Genomic DNA, 19,016 nt, shown 5'->3' with positions numbered 1-19,016 from the left:
TTCGCTTGCAATGATAGCAAGAAGATAAAATAGCAAGCAATATGATAAACAGATCTGCAATCATCATCCTATTAACGCTACCATTTTTACAGGTTTACGCCCAGGATAAGGCACTTGTTAACACTTCAAATAGTAAATATGCGAAATTACGAAGTGTTAACATGGCTGATGTAACCTGGACAAAGGGTTTTTGGGCCGATCGGTTTAAGGTTGCGACTGAAACCATGGTGCCCAATATGTGGGCAATTTACAACGATCCAAAAATAAGCCATGCATTTAAAAACTTTGAAATTGCCGCAGGCTTAGATACAGGTGCACATTCTGGGCCGTCTTTTCACGATGGCGATTATTACAAAACTTTGGAGGCTGTGGCAAGTCTATACGCCTCAACCAAAAATCCAAGGCTGAATGAAATGATGGATAAAGCCATTGTGGTGATTGGGAAATCGCAGCGAGAAGATGGTTATATCTACACCAAAGCGATGATTGAGCAGCGGAAAACCGGCTCAAAAAATCAGTTTCAAGATAGGCTGAGCTTCGAATCTTATAACATCGGACACTTGATGACGGCAGGTTGCATCCATTACAGGGCAACAGGTAAAACCACTTTATTGAATATCGCTAAAAAAGCAACGGACTATTTGTACAATTTCTACAAATCAGCATCGCCAACACTGGCCAGGAATGCCATTTGTCCATCTCATTATATGGGCGTGGTTGAGATGTACCGCACCACGAAAGACCCACGTTATCTGGAATTGGCCAATCATTTAATTGCCATTAAAGGTAAAATTGATGATGGAACGGATGATAACCAAGATAGGATTCCGTTCTTGCAGCAAACCAAGGCGATGGGACATGCGGTGAGGGCGAACTATTTATACGCTGGCGTAGCCGATTTATATGCCGAAACCGGAAAAGATTCGCTTTTAAAAACCTTGAATTTAATGTGGGATGATGTGAACGAGCATAAAATGTATATCACAGGTGGCTGTGGTTCACTTTATGATGGCACTTCGCCTGATGGAACCTCCTACAATCCCGCTGATGTTCAAAAAATTCATCAGGCTTTCGGTCGCGATTACCAGTTACCAAATTTTACAGCCCACAACGAAACCTGTGCGAATATTGGCAATGTACTTTGGAACTGGAGAATGCTTCAGATTACGGGTGATGCTAAATATGCGGATGTGATGGAACTGGCTTTGCACAACAGTGTGCTATCGGGAATAAGTTTAAATGGAAAGAACTTTTTATATACTAATCCGTTGGCGCAATCTGATGATCTACCATTCAAACAACGCTGGTCGAAAGATAGGGTTCCATACATTGGGTTGTCGAATTGCTGCCCGCCGAATGTAGTGAGAACCATTGCCGAAGTAAGTGATTATGCTTATAGTGTTTCTGATAAAGGCTTGTGGTTCAATTTATACGGCGGTAATAACTTAACAACGAAATTAGCTGATGGAAGTAAGGTTTCGCTGGCTCAAACTACCAATTATCCATGGGATGGAAATATTAAGATCGCTATAAAAGAATCTGGAAATAAACCGTATTCCGTTTTCCTTAGAATCCCGGCATGGACTCAAAATGCTCAGATCACCGTTAATGGAAAGGCAGAAAATATCGAAGCCATTTCCGGAACATATGCGGAAATAAATCGGGTTTGGAAAAAAGGAGATGTAATAGAATTGAATCTCCCGATCGAAGCTACTTTGATTGAAGCCAACCCTTTAGTTGAAGAAAACAGAAACCAAATTGCGGTAAAACGCGGACCAATTGTTTATTGCCTGGAGTCAACAGATTTACCAGGCAAAAATATATTTAACGCGTTCATTCCTACCTCAACAAAATTTACCGCTCAACCAATTAAAATTGATGGTGCTGAAATGATGAGTTTGGTTGGTAATGCTAAAATTGTGGAACCGAAAAACTGGAAAAACGTATTGTATCGTCCGGTTAATAATAATAGCAAGGATGCTGAAATTAAACTGGTACCTTATTTTGCCTGGGGAAATCGTGGGCATTCAGAAATGTCGGTTTGGTTACCGGTTAGTAAATAAAACTAAATGCTCATTGCGAGGTACGAAGCAATCTATTTTGCCGTTGAGATTGCTTCGTGCCTCGCAATGACGAAATAATGTAATAAAAATGAAACTAAAACTCACCATACTCTTAAACCTCGCTTGCTGCATCATCGCATCGGCAACAGTCAAAACTGCCTCCATCTTTACCGACCACATGGTTTTGCAGCAACAAAGTAATGTGGCCATTTGGGGTTGGGCCAAGGCCTCGACCAAAGTAAAAATCATCACCTCCTGGAACAAGAAAAGCTATTCAGTAACCGCTGATCAAAACGGGAAGTGGAAAGTAAATGTGGCTACACCATCCGCTGGCGGACCATATGAACTCGAATTAAATGATGGCGAAAAGCTGGTTTTAACAGATATTTTAATTGGTGAGGTTTGGTTTTGTGGTGGTCAATCGAACATGGAAATGCCAATGAAAGGCTTCAAAAGCCAGCCAATAATAGGTTCAAACGAAGCCATCCTTAAATCGGCGAATAAAAATATTAGGCTTTATACCGTTCCACGTTCTTCTATTATGGAACGCCAGGAAAACAGTAAGCCATCTCAATGGAAAATAGCGGCACCAGAAACGGTTTCTAACTTCAGTGCGACTGCCTATTATTTTGCTTCCTTATTAAGTGAGTTATTGCAGGTACCTATCGGTGTCATCAATGACAGCTATGGAGGTTCTTCCATTGAAGCCTGGATGTCGCCCGAAGATTTAAAGGCATTTCCAGAAGTCAAAATTCCCGCCAAAGGCGATACGATAAAGGAAGTAAGCCGAACACCAACAACGCTCTATAACGGAATGCTTTATCCTGTGATTGGTTACGGAATCAAGGGTGCAATTTGGTATCAGGGCGAATCTAACTACGAACGAGCAGATCGATATGAAGATTTATTTCCAGCAATGGTTTCTTCGTGGAGAAAGAATTGGGATAACGGAGAATTTCCATTTTATTATGCACAAATTGCTCCCTATAATTATGCGCAGCTTCCGCCTTACTACATTGGAGGGAAATTTAACTCCGCATTTTTAAGAGATGCCCAGCGAAAATCTCTAAACAAAATTCCTAATTCAGGAATGGCGGTTTTGATGGATATCGGTGAGGAAAAATCCATTCATCCTGCGAACAAGAAACAAGGTGGCGAACGTTTGGCTTATCTTGCCTTAGCGCAAACTTATGGTATAAAAGGGTTTGGCGCACTAAGTCCCAATTATGAGTCTTTAACCATTGATAAAAATAAAGCGGTGATTAAATTTCAAAATGTAGCAAATGGCTTGACCGCCTTCGGTAAAGAATTAAGTCTTTTTGAAGTAGCGGGAGCAGATCGAAAATTTTATCCTGCAAAAGCAGCAATTACCGGAAGCAGCATTACGGTATCAGCTGAACAAGTTAAAACGCCAGTTGCGGTTCGTTATGCTTTCAAAGATTTCGTGGTAGGCGATTTATTCGGTAATGATGGCCTGCCGGTTTCTTCTTTCCGTACCGATGATTGGGATAATTAAGACACGTTATTGCGAGGTACAGTTTATCCTGACGTTGCGGGAAAGCAATCTCATCAAAAAGATTTCTCCGCTTCCGTCGAGATGACGATTTATAATTAATTAACAAAGAATGATTTTAACCAAAACGACACTAGGTAAAACAAGTATTCTGGCTAAGACCTTAAATGTTCTTAAACTCTTTATATGGTCAAAATCCTTTAATCCTTTTTTTGTCCTTTTTGGGTTTCTGTGGTTGATCACTCTTAATGCTTTATCGCAAGAAAAAGTACTCAATAACTTAATCTGGACTTCCCAAAGTATTAATTCGTCAGAATCGATGCCGGTTGGCGGAGGAGATATTGGCCTAAATTTATGGGTAGAAAAAGGTGAAGTGTACCTGTATTTATCTCGTAGCGGAACCTTTGATGAAAATAATACGTTACTCAAACTAGGCCGGGTAAAACTTAAATTCAGTCCTAACCCATTCGATGGAAATACTTTCAAACAAGAATTAATTCTAAAAGATGGATATGCTCAGATTGCCGGCGTTAATGGGAATTTGAACACCCAAATTAAAGTTTGGGTAGACGTTTTCAATCCAATTATTCATTTAGATATTAAATCAAATCAGAATATTACCACCGAAGCAAGTTATGAAAGCTGGCGTTTTGAAGATCGCATAACTAAAGGCAAGGAAAATAACCAGAATTCGTATAAATGGGCACCTCAAGGAATTGTAAAGACTTTTAAAGACGAGGTTGTATTTATAAATAATGCCATTCAATTTTATCACCAGAACAAACCAGAAACCGTTTTCGACGTCGCCGTAAAGCAACAAGGACTTGTTGACAGGAAAGAAGAATTATATAATCCTTTAAGTAATTTAATTTTTGGCGGAACAATGAGGGGAGATAACTTATTGGCGGCTGGGAATTATGAAGGGAAATATTTGAATACGCCCTTTAAAGGTTGGACTTTGAAAAGTAAGAAACCGTCCAGATTGACTAATATTTCCATTATTTTAAATACTGCAAAAACCAAATCAGCTCAGGAATGGGAAAGGAAATTTAATGCTGTAACGAAAAGTTCCACTCAAAAATCCAGTGTAAAATGGTGGAATGATTACTGGAAAAGGAGTTTTATCAACATCAGCTCAAAAGATGAAGCAGCGAATCAGTCATCAAAAAACTATCAGTTGTTTCGGTATATGTTGGGCTGCAACGCATTTGGAAATTATCCTACTAAGTTTAATGGTGGCTTGTTTACTTATGATCCGCAACTTACAGATACTGCTTTGAAATACACGCCCGATTTTAGAAACTGGGGAGGAGGAACGCACACCGCACAAAACCAGCGGTTGGTTTACTGGCCAATGTTAAAAAGCGGCGACTTCGAAATGATGAAGCCACAGTTCGATTTCTATTCCAATCTACTAAAGAACGCGGAAATTAGAACGCAAGCTTCCTGGGGACATAATGGAGCCAGTTTTACAGAGCAACTGGAAAACTTTGGATTACCAAATCCGGCAGAATATGGCTGGAAACGACCTGCTGATTTTAACAAAGGCATGGAATACAATGCCTGGTTGGAATATGAGTGGGATACTGTTTTGGAATTTTGTATGATGATTCTGGAAACTGAAAGATATGATGGCGCAAATGTTGAAAAATATCTTCCTTTAATTGAAAGCTCCCTCACATTTTTCAAAGAGCATTATACGTACCTGGCGAAGCAAAGAGGAGCAAAGGCTTTGGATGCCAATGGTCACTTGGTTTTATATCCAGGTTCTGGTGCGGAGACTTATAAAATGGCCTACAATTCCACCTCGACAATCGCTGCTTTAAAAACAGTTCTTGAAAGGCTGATTGCGTATCCCGGTTTATCCGAAAAACAAAAAACAGAATGGAAGGAAATGCTGAAAACCATCCCGCCAATAAGCTTCAGGGAGTTTAATGGTCATACCACGATTTCTCCTGCCAAACTTTGGGAGCGAATTAACAATACCGAAAGTCCGCAATTATACACGGTTTATCCCTGGGGAATTTATGGAATAGGAAAGCCGGGCTTAGATACGGCAATCAATACGTTCAAATATGATACAGACGTTTTAAAATTCCGAAGTCATGTAGGTTGGAAACAGGATAATATTTTTGCAGCAAGATTGGGATTGACAGATGAGGCGGCAAAGCTGACGACTGCGAAACTGAAAGATTCCGGTAGGCGCTTTCCTGCTTTCTGGGGACCAGGTTTTGATTGGGTTCCAGACCACAATTGGGGCGGATCGGGGATGATCGGTTTGCAGGAAATGCTGCTGCAGGCAGATGGAAAAAGGATTTATTTGTTTCCTGCATGGCCTAAAGAGTGGGATGTTCATTTCAAACTTCATGCGCCATTTAAAACATCGGTTGAAGGGACTTTGAAAGACGGAAAATTAGTAGATTTAAAAGTTTTGCCAGAATCAAGAAGGGCAGATGTAATTAATAAAATGTTAGAGTGAGCGGAGGATTGAATGAGGGATGTCTTAGCGATTTGCCAATGAACATTTATTCGTTCGAAAATTAATCATTCACTAAATAGAAAAATATGGATTTACAGTTAAAAGAAAAAGTGATCGTAATTACTGGTGCTGCAAAAGGCATCGGACGTAGCATTGCAGAAGTTTTTGCCAAAGAAAATGCCATCGCAGTAGTTGTTGGTAGAAAGGCAGATGATAACCAAAAAGTTGTTGATGCTATTGCTGCACAGGGTGGAAAGGCCGCACAATTTGTTGCCGAATTATCCAATCCTGATGATTGTAAGAAGGTAGTTGCAGAAATTGTGGCTCAATTTGGAAGAATTGATGGTTTGGTAAACAATGCAGGTGTAAATGATGGAGTGGGTTTAGAAAGCGGTAATTACGAAGATTTTATGGCTTCATTACACAAGAACGTTGTTCACTATTATTTAATGGCACATCATGCCTTGCCAGAATTGATTAAAAGCAAAGGTGCAATTGTTAATATCACTTCAAAAACAGCCGAAACCGGTCAGGGAAATACTTCAGCTTATGCTGCAGCAAACGGTGGCCGAAACGCTTTAACCCGCGAGTGGGCAGTGGAGCTTTTGAAATATGGAATCCGAGTAAACGCGGTGGTGGTGGCCGAATGTTGGACCCCAGCTTACGAAACCTGGATTGAAACCTTACCTGATGCACAAGCTAAATTGGACGAAATTACTTCTAAAATTCCTTTGGAAAATAGAATGACTACTGCGGAAGAAATTGCCAACATGACTGCTTTCCTGATGTCGTCAAAATCAAGCCATACTACTGGACAAATTATTCATGTAGATGGCGGTTATGTACACTTAGACAGAGCTTTAGCTAACGCTTAAAAAATTAATTATTGAATGGTAAATTGAGTCAATGATAGAATGATCTTAAAATCGCTACCAATATTCAATAATTCATTCATTCAAAATTCAATCATTAAATTAAAAATGAAAACCCTTACTTGTACAACACCTGGTACCTTCGAATATTCTGAAACAGTAAAACCGGAGTTAAAGAAAGACCACTCCATTATTAAAATAAAGCGAATTGGTATTTGTGGCACTGATTTACACGCTTTTGAAGGTACCCAACCTTTTTTTAATTATCCACGGGTTTTAGGACATGAACTTTCGGGTGAGTTAGTGGAAGCAGATGGCGCTAAAGGTTTCGAAATTGGTGAGGCAGTAACGTTTATTCCTTATTTTAACTGCGGAGAATGTATTGCCTGCCGCATGAACAAGCCAAATTGCTGTGTTAAAATGCAGGTCTGTGGCGTACATGTAGATGGTGGCATGCGGGAATATTTGCAGGTACCTTCGAAAACGCTTTTGCACGGAGAAGGTTTGAGTTATGATGAACTTGCTTTAGTTGAGCCATTGGCAATTGGTGCCCATGGTGTTCGGAGGGCAGATGTTCAGCCTGGTGAATTTGTACTGGTAATTGGTGCTGGTCCCATTGGTTTAGGAACGATGGAATTTGCCCGGATTGCTGGAGCAAATGTGATTGCTTTGGACATTAATGAAGATCGGTTGGCATTTTGTAAAGATAAATTAAAAGTTGCCCATGTGGTTAATGCACTTGCGCCTGATGTAACTCAACAACTTAGCGATATTACAAACGGCGATATGCCAACTGTCGTGATTGATGCTACGGGAAATCAAAAGGCTATCAACAACGCGATTGATTATATGGCTCACGGGGCACGATTCGTATTGATAGGCCTGCAAAAAGGAGATTTGATTTTTAACCATCCGGAGTTTCATAAACGCGAATCGACATTAATGAGCAGTAGAAATGCAACCATCGAAGATTTCGAACATGTAATTAAGTCAATGAAAGCGGGATTGGTGAATCCTACAAATTACATTACGCATCAGGTCAAATTTGAGGAGGTGAAGGACGAGTTTGAAAGTTGGTTAGATCCTAAAACAGGAGTCATCAAAGCAATGGTAAGTATCGATTAGGTTTTCTTTTATTCTAATAGTTGGTGTATCCACCAACCAGATTTTGAGCCACTAACATGCAATACGGAGTTTTAAAGCTTCCACAGAGTTACCGTATTAAGATCCTGAATTGAATTCAGGATGACGACCGCTCGTGTCTGTTGTTTGTTTTTTGCCACAGATGGACAGTCCTACTGGTTGGTGTATCCACCAAGTAGAAATAGGAAACCCCGAAACTGTTTCCACCAACCAAAGACAAACAAAAAAGCCGATAGTTAAAACTATCGGCTTTAAGATTGGAGTGATTAATAATCTATTTGTAGAAAACCTCGTTCCAGTGCAATTCATTTCTGAACTGGTTAATTTTCGTATCTGCACCAATGTTTACATATTCCAATCCTGCAATGTTTGCAAAATCCAATAAGTGTTCGGTAGTTAAATTCTGACTGTAAGCCGTGTGATGCGCACCACCGGCATAAATCCAGGCAGCACAGCCTGTTTTCATATCCGGAAGTGGTTTCCAAAGTACGCGGGCCACTGGTAAATTAGGTAAATCATTTTCTACTTCAACAGCGGTTACTTCGTTAACCAACAGGCGGAAACGATTTCCCATGTCAATTAAAGATGCATTTAAAGCGTCGCCTCCGGCAACATTAAAAACCAAACGAGCCGGATCAGCTTTGCCGCCAATTCCTAATGGATGAACTTCTAAACTTGCCTTGCCAGATGCCAAACTTGCATCAACTTCCAGCATGTGAGAGCCTAAAACCATTGAGTTTGACGGATCAAAATGATAAGTATAATCTTCCATAAAAGCATTTCCACCAGCTAAGCCAGCACCCATTACCTTACATGCACGTACCAAAGCTGCTGTTTTCCAATCACCTTCACCAGCAAATCCATAACCATCGGCCATTAAACGTTGCGCTGCAATCCCAGGAAGCTGGATCATGCCATGCAAGTCTTCAAAAGTATCAGAGAAACCTTTGAAGCCACCATCTTCTAAAAATTTACGTAAACCCAATTCAATTTTAGCCGCATCGTAAACAGACTGATGTCTGGCACCGCCAGCTTTTAAGTCGGCAGCCATTTCGTAAGTTTCTTCGTATACCTTCAATAAATTTTGAATAGCGTCTTCAGGTATTGCATTAATTACTGCTACTAAATCTCCTATGCCATAAGTGTTTACAGAGAATCCAAACTTCATTTCAGCTTCCACTTTATCGCCATCGGTTACGGCAACAAAACGCATGTTATCTCCGAAGCGGGCGAATTTTGCACCCTGCCAGTCGTTCCAACCAGCAGCGGCACGACACCAGGTATCAATTTGTTTGGCTACTTCTTCATCTTGCCAATGGCCAACTACAACTTTACGATCTTTGCGCATTCTGGTTACCATGAAACCAAACTCACGATCACCGTGTGCACTCTGGTTCAGGTTCATAAAATCCATGTCGATGGTACTCCATGGAATGTCGCGGTTAAATTGCGTATGCAGATGCAAAAGTGGTTTCTGCAAAACATTTAAACCTCTAATCCACATTTTAGCAGGAGAAAAGGTGTGCATCCAGGTAATTACACCGATACAGTTTTTATCGATATTGGCTTGCTGCAATGTTTCGAAAATCTCTTCAGTGCTTTTTACAATAGGCTTGTAAACAACCGAAACAGAGATTTTTCCATTCTGGTTTAGTGAATCAGCAACTTCTTGTGCATGCGCTGCAACTTGTTTTAAGGTTTCTTCACCATACAAATGTTGTGTACCTGTGATAAACCAAACCTGTAATTTTTTTAAATCAATCATTACTATATGTTATTTTAATTTTATTCAATTCTCGTTCTGTATGCTCACAGAACAAAAGATTTATCATTTCTATGTGCAGATGAATAGCTTTATCGTTTTTGAAAAGCAGATTTCTGTTTCAATCGGTTCCGCTAGTCCTGCTTTCCGTTTTATCCCGATGAACTATCGGGATGCTCACTCCAATCAGGTTTATTTTACTTAGGTAAACCTTTCAATCCTAAACCCGACAGTAGCGGCAGCCCCAGCTTTTTCTGCTGGGCTAAAGCAAATGGCGGGACTATCGTAACCGAATCACCACTGCATTTGCTTTCTAAGTCATTTTCAGCTTGGGTTTTTCACAAAAACATGAACCCCAACATTCCCCACTTTTCAATTCAGACTCAATTATTGTCCGTAATAGGCGCCAGCACCGTGTTTGCGTTCATAATGCTTTTGAATCAACGAATCTTTTAACTTCGGCGCCTGAGGATTGATTTGCTGGGTTAATAAAGCCATGTGTGCAACGGCTTCTAAAACAGCGCTGTTGTAAACTGCTTTCTCGGCAGTTTTTCCCCAGGTAAAAGGAGCGTGGTTACCCACTAAAATCATCTCTACTTCTTGATAACTCAAACCCAAACTTTCGAAATGATTCATAATCTGAAAGCCTGTTTCATATTCATAGTTGCCCTTAATCATTGCATCGTCCATTGGTGGTGCACAAGGAATATCAACCGTTAAATGGTCGGCATGGGTAGTTCCATAAATTGGAATAGCCTGTTGCGCTTGTGCCCAGGCTGTTCCATAATTAGAATGTGTGTGAACAATTCCACCTACATTTTCCCAATGTTTATACAAAACCGCATGGGTTTTGGTGTCAGATGATGGACGTAAACTTCCTTCAACGGTATTCCCATCAAAATCTACAATCACCATTTTTTCTGCTGATAAATCCTCGTAAGGCACACCGCTCGGCTTAATGGCAAATACACCCTTAGCACGATCAGCGGCACTCACATTTCCGAAAGTGAACAACACCAAACCCAGTTTAGGCAACTGCATGTTGGCTAAATAAGCCTGTTCCTTTATATCTTGATAGTTGCTCATGATAAGTACGGTTTTACATCTTTTTTATTGTAACGCTCCAGGTACCGGCCTAAGCCAAGATACTGCTGGTAATGCATGCGGTACATTTTCTGTTTCTTTACATTTGGCTTGTACTCTTTTTCAAAACCTGTTCCCATAGCAGCCATAGCATCTTCAATGGTTGGGTAGATGCCAGCGGCAACAGCTGCAAACATCGCTGCACCCAAAGCGCAGGTATGTTCGAAACGATGGATTCTGATTGGCATTTCCAAAACATCGGCCATCATTTGCATAATGTACGATGATTTTTTAGCCACTCCGCCAATGCCGATAATCCCTTTAACCGGAACGCCCTGTTCTTTAAAACGATCTACAATTGCCTTAGCTCCGAAACATGTTGCAGCAGCTAAAGCACGGAAGAAACGAGGCGCATCGGTACCCAAACCTAAACCAGTAATGGCACCTTTAAGTTCCTGATTGGCATCTGGAGTTCTTCTGCCGTTCAACCAATCTATTGCTAACTCAGCATAGTCGTCATCTTCAAGTGCATCAGCTTGTTTACTCAAATTAGCAATTATTTTGCTTTCTAATTCTTCTTTCAACGCAATTGCTGTCGCTTCATCAATAAGTTCAGATGCTGTTAAAAGATGATTTAACGGCCAGCTGATTAAGTTTTTAAACCATGCGTAAACATCGCCAAAAGCCGATTGACCGGCTTCCAAACCCGCCATGCCTGGAATTACAGAGCCATTTACCTGGCCACAAATACCATTAATCAGTTTACCATGTAAATCTTGATTTGGGGCAACCAAAATATCGCAAGTGCTGGTTCCCATTACTTTGCTTAAATAATAAGGTTCAATCTGTCCACCAACAGCGCCCATGTGGGCATCGAATGCGCCAACGCCTATGACTACATCAGTATTTAAGCCTAATTTATTGGCCCATTCCTCGCTTAATGTTCCAGCTGAAACATCAGAAGTATAGGTATCAACAAAAAGCTTTTCTCTAAAGCCAGCCAAAAGTGGGTCTAAACTGCTGAAGAAGCTTTCCGGCGGTAAGCCGTCGAACTCTTCTGCCCATAAAGCTTTATGTCCGGCAGCGCAACGACTGCGTTTCATCGTTGCCACGTCAGTTCCTCCTGTCAGTAAAAAAGGAATCCAGTCGCAATGTTCCACCCACGATTCTGCATTTTTTTCGATAGACGAATCAATTCTTAAAATGCGAAGTAGTTTAGACCAAAACCATTCTGAAGAATAGATGCCGCCAACGTATTTCAAATAGTTTACAGGAAATTTTGTAGCATGTTCATTAATTTCAGCAGCCTCTTTAACTGCTGTATGGTCTTTCCAAAGTACAAACATAGCATTTGGATTTTCCTCGAAACCTGGCTTTAATGCAAGGGGAGTGCCTGATGCATCGACAGCAACCGGACTGGATCCGGTGGTATCAATGGAAATGCCTTTAACCAAATGGGCAATATCCGCTCCACCGGCTTTCGCCAAACAATCTTTAATGGTGTGGTTTAAACCCTCAACATAATCTAAAGGATGTTGCCTGAATTGATTGATGGATGGCTTACAATATAAACCCTTTTGCCACCGTGGGTATAGAAAAACGGATGCAGAAATTTCTTTTCCGTTAGCAGTATCTACTAAAACGGACCGAACAGAATCCGTCCCGTAATCAACGCCAATTACATAGTTTGCTGTGCTCATAACAATAAATAATCGTCAAATTAACGTTTATTTATCTAAACTAAAAAATTTTAAACATTTTTTTAATCCACAATTACGAAGCAGGCTTGTTTGCAGGCGTTTAAGCACTTTTGGGTTTAAATATGCAGAATAGGTTAATTTAATTATAATATTGTTTTTACATACGAAAGCCCTGCATCGCTGCAAGGCTTTTTAGTATTATTTTTTAAAATTATACCTTTTTTGGAGGAAGATCGAATGCTATAGCTTCATGTTCAAAATGCCCGTTATGTGCGCCATCGCAAAAAGGTTTGTTTTTTGATAATCCGCAACGGCAAATAGAAACAATTTCTCTGCCTTGCAAACCATAAGCATTACCGTTTCTATCTACAATTTCAAAATCACCTTCAATTTTCACTGATCCGTTATTATTGATCGTTAGTTTTGTTTTTGACATAAATGTTTTGTTAGTATGCTGCAAAATTAACTTAAACAGAATTGATTTACCATATTAGTTTACAGTTTAGAATTGTTCCGCGTAGGCATTGATGTTTTACAAATACCAATTGAAGGATGGCGAATAATTAAAATCTGCTAGCGGATATTCATCGCAAAAAAAAAATGTGTTCTTTAATTGTATAATTAAACCAATTCTCTTTTAAATACCTCTAATTCGATACATGAAAAATGTTTTTGGTAAGCGATTTATTTTTATAGTGCTGGCTGGCTTAGTCCTCCTGGCTTTCTTCTTCGTCTCTTTATTTGACAAAGGCGAGAGTGGGAATAGTGGCATGTCACTTAAGTTGCAAAAGTTTATACCTTTTGTTGCTTTTTTAATTTTAGAAGCTTTTTTGATTGCTCAAGCCCTATATTTTTTTGCCAAAAAGAGAATTAGTAACGGAATGCAAAATATTTATGCAGCAGCTTTACTTGGAGTACTGCTTTTTCTGATTTTTTATATTGAACACCAATTTATAGCATCCTAAGAACATGAAATTTTTAATCTCCTGTACCTGTTGTTTTTTATTTTTCACTATTGGCTTCGCCCAGGAAGTGAAAACAACCTTTTATACCGGGAAAGTTAATAACCGATCGGTTAGATTGTATTTGAAAGAGGAGGGAAATGATTGTGGAGCAACCCCGCTATATTCTGGCATTTATCAATACGGCAATGGCAAAAACTGGATCGAATTACTGATTCAAAGTGATGAAAAAGGCCGCTTCGGGATGACAGAGTATCGATTTACAGGAATGTTAATCTTGAAAAAAACTCCTGGTGGTTTGGAAGGGATTTGGGTTAGTCCTGATGGCAAAACACAATTAAAAGTTGTACTGGAGAAACAAGCATTATCGCCGAAGTTGAAGGAAGAACTGGAAGAGGGTTTAGAACGAACGCACTATGAAAATTATGATTGTTAAAAAGTATCTGATGGATCTTTCTGAATACATCAGTTTTCAATATCACTAATTAATAAAATATGTTCAAACGCGTCATCAAAATTTTCATTCTATTGATTTTTGGCATACAGAGTGTTCAAGCACAGGTTAATATCTTGGAAAATAACAGAGCACTCCTCAACAAACTGGCACAATTTGCTTATGTTGGTAAATTGGACAGCAATTTTATCAAATACAAAGCCGAAAGTAGTTCTGGTTATGGTATTGCATCTCGAAAAACAGGAACAGTAATTTTTCCTTCAAAAAATAGTAATAGCTATTCAATGGCCTCCTACGGTAAATACCTTGCCATAGGAAAACGTAGTAATTTGGGAAACGAGTTATTTGGTTTAATAGATGAGAAGGGAAAAGTTATTCTCGATTTTAAATATGATTTGATAGGCAACTATTTAGTTCCGATGCCCGATAGTTTAGTGATTGTGCAAATGGGAAATAAATTTGGGGTTTTTAATACGAAGACTGCACTTTTATCGCAGATAATTTACGATAACACAAGCAATGTTTTGAACGACTATGATGCCAGTCGTAATGGCACTTCGATTGAAGCGGCAAAAAGTATTTATAACCAATTAGGCTTAGATGGTTTTTATAATCTACCAGTTAGCGTAGACTATATCGAGCCCAATGCAAAAATTATTGTAAACGATAACGTGGCTTATCTGGTGAACAAAAAGGGCGATAAAATATCAAAAAACTATGATTACGATTTGGAGTCTTTTTATAAGACCCATCCCTATGAATATTATTTGGGAGCTGTGAAAGATACTGGAAGTAAAAATTCAGAGGCTAGAAAATTATTTCTTATTAATGGTCTTGGCCAGGAAGTTGCCGAAATTTCATCTTATCAAAATAGTGGCGATCGCTACCTTATCGATTTGATCCCCAAGAGTAGCTATTATTTCATCAATACCAAAAAAATAATCACCATTCCTGATGGTTATGAGAAATTTGTCGAGCTGTATTTGTCGGAGGGTTTTATTGGGTTTGTAAACTTAAAAACCAAACAGAAATTATTTGTTGATCAATATGGAAATCAAATCACTATTGGCGAACCGCTAGAGCCAAAAGCAGCCATTTTGACTCAGCGATTAACTGATTCAGAAATCAACGAATTTGAGAAGTTGGTTACAAAGCAGCTGTATTTAGGGCGTGTTACAAAATATCAGTACACCAACACCGGCAAACTGTTTAAAGAAACCGGTTTCAATTGTGAAGGTTCCGACCAGCCCATACTAGGATGGGAAGATACTTATTATTATGATCACAATAATAAGGTGAAAAGAATCACGAGATATCATGGTGTTGATAAACCATTTAATTTGGATATGAATGAAGCAGCCCCTTCGGTAAAAAAAATATACAATGCCAAAAAACAATTGGTAAGTACCACCAGTACAGTTGGAGAAACAAAATATGAGGAACGATTTACCTACGATAGTTCTGGCAATGTAAAAGAAACAGCCAAGTGGTATGGTGGAAAGTTGATTTCGAAAAGTATGTTTAAATACAATGCCAAAAGGCAGGTTTTAGCTGAGGAGGTTTTTCGCGATGGTAAACATGATTACACCTACACCACTAGTTACGATAAGCAAGACCGAAAAATAAAATACGATATGATTGACAGCCGAGGAATAAGCACAAGCATTTGGTTCTACAGATACAATAGTAAAGGTAAATTACAGTATAAAATTGATTTGTATAGAATGCCCGAAGAGAAAAAAATGGAAGTAATGGAGGCTGCGCCACCATTGCCGCCAGCACCTAAAAAGAGTAAGAATTAGAAACAAAAATGATTAGTTGCTGATCTGACAAGAAAAGAACGCAGTTGAAAGTTTGACGCTAATACGGTATTAACCAAAGTTAAAAGATGGGTTGGAGATGCCTTGGACGAATTTGCCATGAAAACACGATTGAACTAAACTTATATTTATGAAAAAATTTATCTTCGCAAATTTTATGCTTCTTGCCCTGCTTGGTTGCAATGGCGAATCACAAAAAAAAACCAAAGCCGATGAAATGAAGGAAATTATTGCGGCAAACAAAGCTGATGTCGATTTGCGGCTTGGCAGCAGTCCGAAAAAATTTTCGGCAAAAACGGTTGATGGAAGCACATTTAATTCTGCAGAGCATGATGGTAAGTACTGGATTGTGTTTGTTTATCAAAATAGCTACCTCAAAAAATCAGAAAGTTATGATCTGGTAGCTGAACTAAATACACTGCACCAAAAATATGGCAATCAGTTTCCTATGGTTGGAATTGTGAATGGGTTTTCTGATGATGCTGCAACTATGACGAAAAGTATTGTAGAAGCTAAATTCAGTTTTAAACAAATTGACAATACACAGGGGCCAGGAAAAGAGGAGGCAATTAAAGAGAACGTTTATTGTACACCGGCAAAAATTTTGATTGATCCGAAAGGTAAAGTAGTCTACAACGGCTGTGGCGGAAACACAGACACCTTTGATGTTTTGCTCGATAGTTTGTTTAAATCAAAGAAACTTTAATTTCCATTTTTATGGGACAGGATGAACTCCAATTAAATAAAACGAAAAATAGTAATCTTAGTATTGTATTAATTTTAGCAAATTTTTCCTTGTTAATGGGTTTTACTTTCAGTGAAGGCGAAGAAGGAAAAGAGCTGGGCTTAGGCGTTTTGGGGATTGGTATCTTGTTTTTGTTAGGTGGCTACGCATTTAGCTATCATGGAAAAGGTTACAGAATTGGTAAATGGCTATTTGGCATTGCGCTAATCATCGCTATTGTATTTTTTGGATTATTGTGGTATTCATGGCAACTAAGCAAGGGCTTTAACCATTAATCGCATGAAGATAAATAGCATTAATAAATTATATATTGGCTTTGGTATTTTACTGCTTGCAGGTATCATTTATCGAGTTTTAACCTATAAAAGCTGGGAACGATATGATTATTCGGCAACCGTTACTGCTCCGAATACATTTCCGATAGCAATTTCCGAGTTGTACTTGATCACGCCAAATGATGATTTCGAGCACATAGATTCTGAATACTTGTCTAGTTTTTCAGCAAATTGGCTAATTGATTACACGGCCAGCACACATGCGAAGACACAAAGATTGCCAAGTAGTATTAAAATAAGTTATTTTTCATTCAGGGATAAGCTCTTTTATAGTGATAGCCTGCAACTGCCAAAACGTAGCATAGAAAAAATATTCGATTCAGCTCGTCATAATAACCAGTTTTTAGTATTATCTGATTATGCTGGTCGGCGGAAAGGGTTGTCGTTTATGGTTGGAGTTGCAAATAAAGGCAATGTAATGATATGGTTAAGGGGAGTAAATTTGGAGCAGGAAATTTTGCGTGTAAATTTAAAACCAAAAATTCCAAAGGCTGCTGATTTTTACTTCGATGGAAAAATATCGAAACAAGCGTATTTCGAAGAAGCTTTCAGCAAATTATCAGATAGTGTGAAAACGCTGCTTAAAAATGGTTATGACAAAGATGCGAACTATATCGATTCGCCTTCTCGCTACCTAGAAAATAATAAGGAGCTTTGGCAGTATCAGCGTAAAAATGGTTTTATAGACTAGCCTTAAAAGCAATGAGAAATTTAATTATTCTTATATTTTTGTTTAGCATAGCTGCTTGTAAACCAGTGAATAATAAACACTCAGGTAAAGAAGTGAAGACGTTTCAAAAGCAACAGAAAAAGCAAATCAAAATCGAAAATCCCGTCGTGGGAAATAGGAGTGATAGTAAGGTCTTTTATCAATGCGATCCAAATTGTATTTGGGAATATTATCATCCGTTTGCAGACACTAGTTATGTTTTTGCAGTTCAAAATTGTGGGGAAGAATACCTGGAAAAAGGAAAAACAGCCCGAATTTATTTTGGTATAGATAGGGGGCAAACAGATAGAATAATCTATTGTGAAAATGTATTTATCAAAACCCAAAAAGATTTTATAGAATACAAGGATTTCAATGGAGATGATGTAAATGATATTGTTATCTTTTCAGAAACGGGTGCGAGAGGTTCAAACTCATATTACTTTTTATATCTGGTAGATAGCAAAAATTATAAGGTTAATCGCGTACTAGATTTTGAGAATATTGTTAATCCAGAATTTAACAAGAAATATAATGTAATTCTAGGTTATGGTTATTCTGGAACAAACAACTATAGTGTTTATAAAATTTCCAAAGCCAACAAAGTTTACCAAATTGGTGCAAGTTTTGAGGATGATTTCGACGGAGATGAGGAGGTTTTGGATCGTAAGATTAAAGAAATTTTAGATAAAAATCGAAAATGAAGAAAATATTGATGCTTTTTGCAGCGTCGCTATTATTTGCATGTAATGGTGGCGACAAAAAGAAAGATGCGGATACCCAAAATGTGGTGCAGGAAAAAGTTGCCGATACCACTCAAATAAAGGTAGCTATTACTTCAAAATACATCCCGGTAAAAACCTGGGTTGATGATTTTAAAAATTTTAGGTCTGCTGTTTTAATAAAGGATAAGTCCAAGCTTAAAACCTATTTTAAATTTCCTGTAGTCGCTACAGAGAATTCTAGTTTGTGGTATTTAATTCAATTGAGCGATGCGGAGTGGAAAAAGCGAAAGTTAAAATATGGAAGCAAAGCCGATTCCTTTTATGAAGAGGATTTAGACCGTTACCTTAACCTGATTTTTGATCCCGACTTTGTGAAGACCATAACAAAAATAAAAACCGTCAAGCTTTTGAACGAGCAGCATTCGGAATCACCAGTATTTACCAAAGGAGATTATACCTATCAAATGTTAGCTGATTTTTACGTAGAAGAACAAAACGCCCTGTATTTAAATATGAGTTTTGGCAACACCGGTGTTGATGAAAACGGAGAGAATGTAAGTGAGGGAGAACATAACAACATTTATATGTTTGAAGTTATCGACAATAAACGAATCATTTTCAAAGGCTTTACTGTGGCAGGTTAATCATTCG

General features: G+C 38.7%; 18 protein-coding genes. 14 read left to right on the top strand and 4 right to left on the bottom strand.

Features of this window, described 5'->3' with window-relative positions:
• The first annotated feature begins 41 nt into the window (after nt 1–41).
• The 5 genes from ASE92_RS06150 to ASE92_RS06130 all read left to right on the top strand — a co-directional run bounded on the left by ASE92_RS06150 (nt 42) and on the right by ASE92_RS06130 (nt 8,052).
• Entirely contained in the window at nt 42–2,063 is a 2,022-nt protein-coding gene (locus ASE92_RS06150) for a glycoside hydrolase family 127 protein (RefSeq protein ID WP_056849159.1), read from the top strand.
• Nucleotides 2,064–2,151: 88 nt separating this feature from the next.
• Complete coding sequence (locus ASE92_RS06145; protein WP_056849158.1) at nt 2,152–3,579, top strand: sialate O-acetylesterase; 1,428 nt, start codon at nt 2,152–2,154, stop codon at nt 3,577–3,579.
• A gap of 109 nt (nt 3,580–3,688) precedes the next feature.
• Entirely contained in the window at nt 3,689–6,055 is a 2,367-nt protein-coding gene (locus tag ASE92_RS06140) for a DUF5703 domain-containing protein (protein WP_235527288.1), read from the top strand.
• A gap of 86 nt (nt 6,056–6,141) precedes the next feature.
• Nucleotides 6,142–6,930, top strand: a complete 789-nt coding sequence (locus tag ASE92_RS06135) for an SDR family oxidoreductase (RefSeq protein ID WP_056849157.1) — start codon at nt 6,142–6,144, stop codon at nt 6,928–6,930.
• 105 nt (nt 6,931–7,035) lie between these two features.
• Nucleotides 7,036–8,052: a zinc-binding alcohol dehydrogenase family protein gene (locus ASE92_RS06130; protein ID WP_056849305.1), complete on the top strand. Its 1,017-nt coding sequence runs from the start codon at nt 7,036–7,038 to the stop codon at nt 8,050–8,052.
• A 292-nt stretch (nt 8,053–8,344) separates the two neighbouring features.
• Here ASE92_RS06130 and araA read toward each other — a convergent pair whose 3' ends face one another.
• A complete protein-coding gene (araA, locus tag ASE92_RS06125; protein WP_056849156.1) occupies nt 8,345–9,835 on the bottom strand; it encodes an L-arabinose isomerase in 1,491 nt (496 codons plus the stop codon).
• Between the two features lie 40 nt (nt 9,836–9,875).
• On the opposite strand from araA, the gene ASE92_RS21100 reads away from it, so the two are divergent.
• Complete coding sequence (locus ASE92_RS21100; RefSeq protein WP_157255643.1) at nt 9,876–10,037, top strand: hypothetical protein; 162 nt, start codon at nt 9,876–9,878, stop codon at nt 10,035–10,037.
• A gap of 182 nt (nt 10,038–10,219) precedes the next feature.
• Here ASE92_RS21100 and ASE92_RS06120 read toward each other — a convergent pair whose 3' ends face one another.
• From ASE92_RS06120 to ASE92_RS06110, 3 genes are all read right to left on the bottom strand, one after another.
• Nucleotides 10,220–10,918, bottom strand: coding sequence for an L-ribulose-5-phosphate 4-epimerase (locus tag ASE92_RS06120; RefSeq protein WP_056849155.1), 699 nt, complete (start codon nt 10,916–10,918; stop codon nt 10,220–10,222).
• Nucleotides 10,915–12,615, bottom strand: coding sequence for a ribulokinase (locus ASE92_RS06115; protein WP_056849154.1), 1,701 nt, complete (start codon nt 12,613–12,615; stop codon nt 10,915–10,917). Before ASE92_RS06115 ends, ASE92_RS06120 begins: the two co-directional genes overlap by 4 nt.
• Before the next feature lie 211 nt (nt 12,616–12,826).
• The gene (locus ASE92_RS06110; protein ID WP_056849153.1) at nt 12,827–13,051 is read right to left on the bottom strand and encodes a CDGSH iron-sulfur domain-containing protein; all 225 of its coding nucleotides are present in this window, start codon (nt 13,049–13,051) and stop codon (nt 12,827–12,829) included.
• A 223-nt stretch (nt 13,052–13,274) separates the two neighbouring features.
• Here ASE92_RS06110 and ASE92_RS06105 point away from each other — a divergent pair, with 223 nt between their 5' ends.
• The 8 genes from ASE92_RS06105 to ASE92_RS06070 all read left to right on the top strand — a co-directional run bounded on the left by ASE92_RS06105 (nt 13,275) and on the right by ASE92_RS06070 (nt 19,009).
• Nucleotides 13,275–13,580: a hypothetical protein gene (locus ASE92_RS06105; protein ID WP_056849152.1), complete on the top strand. Its 306-nt coding sequence runs from the start codon at nt 13,275–13,277 to the stop codon at nt 13,578–13,580.
• Between the two features lie 4 nt (nt 13,581–13,584).
• Complete coding sequence (locus ASE92_RS06100; protein WP_056849151.1) at nt 13,585–14,013, top strand: hypothetical protein; 429 nt, start codon at nt 13,585–13,587, stop codon at nt 14,011–14,013.
• 59 nt (nt 14,014–14,072) lie between these two features.
• On the top strand, nt 14,073–15,833 hold the full coding sequence (locus tag ASE92_RS06095; RefSeq protein WP_056849150.1) for a WG repeat-containing protein: 1,761 nt from the start codon (nt 14,073–14,075) through the stop codon (nt 15,831–15,833).
• Nucleotides 15,834–15,981: 148 nt separating this feature from the next.
• Complete coding sequence (locus ASE92_RS06090) at nt 15,982–16,557, top strand: peroxiredoxin (protein ID WP_056849149.1); 576 nt, start codon at nt 15,982–15,984, stop codon at nt 16,555–16,557.
• Nucleotides 16,558–16,652: 95 nt separating this feature from the next.
• Nucleotides 16,653–16,871, top strand: a complete 219-nt coding sequence (locus tag ASE92_RS06085; RefSeq protein ID WP_157255642.1) for a hypothetical protein — start codon at nt 16,653–16,655, stop codon at nt 16,869–16,871.
• Between the two features lie 4 nt (nt 16,872–16,875).
• A complete protein-coding gene (locus tag ASE92_RS06080) occupies nt 16,876–17,622 on the top strand; it encodes a DUF2931 family protein (RefSeq protein ID WP_056849147.1) in 747 nt (248 codons plus the stop codon).
• 11 nt (nt 17,623–17,633) lie between these two features.
• A complete protein-coding gene (locus ASE92_RS06075) occupies nt 17,634–18,344 on the top strand; it encodes a hypothetical protein (protein ID WP_056849146.1) in 711 nt (236 codons plus the stop codon).
• Entirely contained in the window at nt 18,341–19,009 is a 669-nt protein-coding gene (locus ASE92_RS06070; RefSeq protein WP_056849145.1) for a hypothetical protein, read from the top strand. Before ASE92_RS06075 ends, ASE92_RS06070 begins: the two co-directional genes overlap by 4 nt.
• The last annotated feature ends 7 nt before the right edge of the window (nt 19,010–19,016 follow it).

The organism is Pedobacter sp. Leaf41, from assembly GCF_001422545.1.
Taxonomy (GTDB): domain Bacteria; phylum Bacteroidota; class Bacteroidia; order Sphingobacteriales; family Sphingobacteriaceae; genus Pedobacter.
Note: the sequence above shows the minus strand (reverse complement) of the source record. Positions and strands in the feature narration are given on the sequence as shown.

Coding starts and splice junctions, on each gene's coding strand:
- ASE92_RS06090 (WP_056849149.1), top strand. CDS start 15,982: ATGAAAAAATTTATCTTCGCAAATTTTATGCTTCTTGCCCTGCTTGGT.
- ASE92_RS06135 (WP_056849157.1), top strand. CDS start 6,142: ATGGATTTACAGTTAAAAGAAAAAGTGATCGTAATTACTGGTGCTGCA.
- ASE92_RS21100 (WP_157255643.1), top strand. CDS start 9,876: ATGCTCACAGAACAAAAGATTTATCATTTCTATGTGCAGATGAATAGC.
- ASE92_RS06070 (WP_056849145.1), top strand. CDS start 18,341: ATGAAGAAAATATTGATGCTTTTTGCAGCGTCGCTATTATTTGCATGT.
- ASE92_RS06130 (WP_056849305.1), top strand. CDS start 7,036: ATGAAAACCCTTACTTGTACAACACCTGGTACCTTCGAATATTCTGAA.
- ASE92_RS06075 (WP_056849146.1), top strand. CDS start 17,634: ATGAGAAATTTAATTATTCTTATATTTTTGTTTAGCATAGCTGCTTGT.
- ASE92_RS06150 (WP_056849159.1), top strand. CDS start 42: ATGATAAACAGATCTGCAATCATCATCCTATTAACGCTACCATTTTTA.
- ASE92_RS06095 (WP_056849150.1), top strand. CDS start 14,073: ATGTTCAAACGCGTCATCAAAATTTTCATTCTATTGATTTTTGGCATA.
- ASE92_RS06115 (WP_056849154.1), bottom strand. CDS start 12,615: ATGAGCACAGCAAACTATGTAATTGGCGTTGATTACGGGACGGATTCT.
- ASE92_RS06100 (WP_056849151.1), top strand. CDS start 13,585: ATGAAATTTTTAATCTCCTGTACCTGTTGTTTTTTATTTTTCACTATT.
- ASE92_RS06080 (WP_056849147.1), top strand. CDS start 16,876: ATGAAGATAAATAGCATTAATAAATTATATATTGGCTTTGGTATTTTA.
- ASE92_RS06120 (WP_056849155.1), bottom strand. CDS start 10,918: ATGAGCAACTATCAAGATATAAAGGAACAGGCTTATTTAGCCAACATG.
- ASE92_RS06105 (WP_056849152.1), top strand. CDS start 13,275: ATGAAAAATGTTTTTGGTAAGCGATTTATTTTTATAGTGCTGGCTGGC.
- ASE92_RS06140 (WP_235527288.1), top strand. CDS start 3,689: ATGATTTTAACCAAAACGACACTAGGTAAAACAAGTATTCTGGCTAAG.
- araA (WP_056849156.1), bottom strand. CDS start 9,835: ATGATTGATTTAAAAAAATTACAGGTTTGGTTTATCACAGGTACACAA.
- ASE92_RS06085 (WP_157255642.1), top strand. CDS start 16,653: ATGGGTTTTACTTTCAGTGAAGGCGAAGAAGGAAAAGAGCTGGGCTTA.
- ASE92_RS06110 (WP_056849153.1), bottom strand. CDS start 13,051: ATGTCAAAAACAAAACTAACGATCAATAATAACGGATCAGTGAAAATT.
- ASE92_RS06145 (WP_056849158.1), top strand. CDS start 2,152: ATGAAACTAAAACTCACCATACTCTTAAACCTCGCTTGCTGCATCATC.